Genomic DNA, 3,166 nt, shown 5'->3' with positions numbered 1-3,166 from the left:
AACAAAAACTTTTGGAAGTGTGCTATTATAAGTCATATAAGTCGTGCGCTTTCTAATGCGTAGTGGTTTAAGATTAGGATAGCACGACTTATTTATTTTCCAATGAAATTAACTAGCAATTCGGGTACTAAAATAGATTTTTTGGAAAACTTTGCAACAGAACCACTTCAGCTATGCCTATTTTGGATATGTCTAAAATGGAAAGTTATCCTGATCTAACTATCTATGCTGGTAAAGCTTCTTTTTAATATCGGCATAAATTGTAATTTAACGTAAATTATGCTCATAATGACAAGCAATAAAACAAATTATGGCTAAATTTTAAAAACTTTTACAAAATAAATAAAAAAAAAGCTCTACACCGACGTGCAGAGCCTTTTCTTGATGCCCCCTGCAGATATAAAGCATAGTATTCAACACTGTTATACTGAAAACTTACGCATTATAAGGGCATTTAGGTTCTTTTATTTGAACTAACTCTACTACATTTTTTTATTTTTGGCAAAAAAATTGGCAAAAATAATTTCTCTATAATTGACAAAAAGTTATTTCTCAATTATGTTCTTTTCTATTCCAAGCAAAAGCAAATTTAGTTAAAATGAATAATCCTATAAGCCATAGCAGCATGCTTAGAATACTACTATCTGTTATTTTGAAATGTTCCAATTTAATAAAATATTCTGTATTGGCGCCAATAAATGACCAATCTATTATGTATTTTACTAGTTTAATATTCGAAAAATCTGTTAACATGGGTAAAAATGTAGCAACCATGACAATACCAAAAGTAAATAAAGATGCATGCATTTGACTTTTAGCTAATAAACCAATTGATAAATTTGCTAGGATGAATATTAAAGACGTTGAGATTGCAATGATAAGATAAATAGGCCAACTTGGTATGCTTACTCCAAAAAATATTGGGAAAAATATACAAGTAAAAATAGAGAATAGAAAAGGATAGAAAAGAATAGAAAAAATATATTCCTGCATCTTGACGCCACTTAGAATCAATGTTCTTAAATTTTTCTTTTCCTTTTCTTCCCCAATCATCATCGATACAAAAGAACCTGATGTCATACTATATACAAAATTTAAAGCAAAACTTAAAAGAAGTATGCTTCCGTGAAATTTAGGTATAAGAGACAAGAGAGCAAAGTCACCAATAGGTGTACCAACACATATATACACTAAAGCTTTATTGCTTTTCAAATATTGTGTTCTAAGCCAGATCAAACTTTTCAATCTATCTATTCTATTCATTTTTAAATGCCTTTCCTGTTAATTGTACAAAAATAGATTCCAAAGATGATTCCATGGTATGAATACTGACAACATATTGTCCAAGATAGTTTGCTACCTCCTCTTTAGGAACCGTAATTTCTTTACCATTTTGGAATCTAATCACAACTTTATTTTCGTCACTATATTTATCAATAATAGATTGTGGTGCCCCATACTCAATAATATTTCCTTGATATAATAAGGCAATATTATCACATATTTTAGTCGCCTCATTCATATCATGCGTTGTTAAGAATATCGTAACTCCTTTTTCTTTTAGAGAAAATAAAATGCGATGCACTTTTTGCGATAAGGTTGGATCTAATCCAGAAGTTGGTTCATCAAGAAATAAGATTTTCGGCGTATGTAGAATGGCACGAATTAAGAATAACCTTTGTTTCATACCTGTTGATAAATTCTCAGCTTTTTTATCCTTATCCTGATATAAATCTAGTTCTCTTAATAAGTGATCCAGAACCTCAGTTGATACATTATGGAATTTAGCAAAAAATTCTAGGTTTTTATAAAGAGACATTTTTTCATAAAAGCCAACGGTATCACTCATAAACCCAATATTTAAAAGATCGTCAGCAGAAATATCCTTTGCATCTTTACCCAAAATAAAAGCTTGTCCACTATCCTGAACCAATTGCCCTGTTAAAATATTGATCGTCGTTGTCTTTCCAGCACCAGATGGTCCAAGAAAACCAAATATTTCTCCTTCAGATATTGAAAAACTAATATCTGATAACGCTACTTTACCATTAAATTTTTTTGTTACATGTTTCAATTCAATCATTTTACTAATCTTAAAACCTCGATTTTCTTTGTATACCTCTGCATATATTATACTTACATATTATTAAACAGTAGAGTATATAATTCTATAAAAAACTCATCAAGTCGATATTGATAGGCATATTATACCATTTAAAGCTATTTGTATTAGCAAATAACCAATCATCTTTTAATTTCATTCTGTTCTCCTTTATAGATTTATATTTTAACCTTAAAAATCACCAATCTTAAAAAGTTGCATATGTGCGCACATAAATGAGTACGCAGATATGCAACCTTTTCTTAATAGATTTTTTTCATGATAGAATATGTTCGTAAAGTAGTTCGAACAATTTACAATATTATTTAGGGCACCTCTAAAAACGAAACAGTTAGTAATATACTTGGTAATTTGTTCTTGCTATGGATTTTACTACTTCTCGTCTAAATCAACTAGACGGCTACGATAATAATCTGCCATATATTTAACACCAATCGTTTCTGTCGCATTTAGATAATTTTCTATCTTTTTGCGATTTTCTGATGTCTTTTCCAGTAAATAATCATGAAAATAAGTCACAATAGTAAACACAATCAAAATAGTAGGCTCTTTATTTACGATAAAATTTTGAAGACTCACTCTAAAAACGTTAGCATTACTTATATTTTGACGATCTAAAACTGTTAACTCATAAATATTAAGTAATGTTGCTAAAAACAGTTTCTGATTATTCCCTTTATTAAAATGACAAGCTCTATCCGTTACCAATTGCCAAAACCAACAAATATCTCCCTCATCCAAAATCAAACAAGTATAATACAATAACTGGTTCTGTTGCGAAGTTTGAAAATCAAACGCGCCCTTTCTGAACTCCAAATATCTTAGGCTGGTATTCCCATTAATACCTTGATTTCAGTAGACACGGAAAAGCCGAAGAGCGTTCCATTTCTTCGGTTCTTTTTATATATTCCTCGAAGGGTCTCCATGCCCTTAATCGTGGAAGAGGCTGTACGGAGACTTTGATAAAATTTATTCCGTCGTTTAATAGGTCGATGGTCTTGTTCTATTAAATTGTTAAGATACTTCACAGTTCGGTGCTCTGTC

At 30.4% G+C, this 3,166-nt stretch carries 4 protein-coding genes; all 4 read right to left on the bottom strand.

Annotation, left to right across the window (positions count from 1 at the left end):
* Nucleotides 1–552: 552 nt before the first annotated feature.
* Nucleotides 553–1,263 (bottom strand): ABC transporter permease, encoded by a 711-nt coding sequence (locus tag HZR21_RS11350; RefSeq protein WP_180747698.1) that lies wholly within the window; start codon nt 1,261–1,263, stop codon nt 553–555.
* The gene (locus HZR21_RS11345) at nt 1,256–2,083 is read right to left on the bottom strand and encodes an ABC transporter ATP-binding protein (RefSeq protein WP_180747697.1); all 828 of its coding nucleotides are present in this window, start codon (nt 2,081–2,083) and stop codon (nt 1,256–1,258) included. Before HZR21_RS11345 ends, HZR21_RS11350 begins: the two co-directional genes overlap by 8 nt.
* A 411-nt stretch (nt 2,084–2,494) precedes the next feature.
* Nucleotides 2,495–2,863 carry an Rgg family transcriptional regulator gene (locus HZR21_RS11340; RefSeq protein WP_180747696.1) on the bottom strand — a complete coding sequence of 123 codons (369 nt, stop codon included), beginning with the start codon at nt 2,861–2,863 and terminating at the stop codon, nt 2,495–2,497.
* Between the two features lie 80 nt (nt 2,864–2,943).
* Nucleotides 2,944–3,166, bottom strand: a 223-nt coding sequence (locus tag HZR21_RS11335; RefSeq protein WP_138492540.1) for a DDE-type integrase/transposase/recombinase, incomplete at its 5' end; no start/stop codon positions are given.

Source organism: Pseudolactococcus laudensis (genome assembly GCF_013449735.1).
GTDB classification, from domain to species: Bacteria; Bacillota; Bacilli; order Lactobacillales; family Streptococcaceae; genus Pseudolactococcus; species Pseudolactococcus laudensis.
The sequence above is the reverse complement of the archived record's forward strand: the minus strand, read 5'-3'. Positions and strand labels throughout refer to the sequence as shown.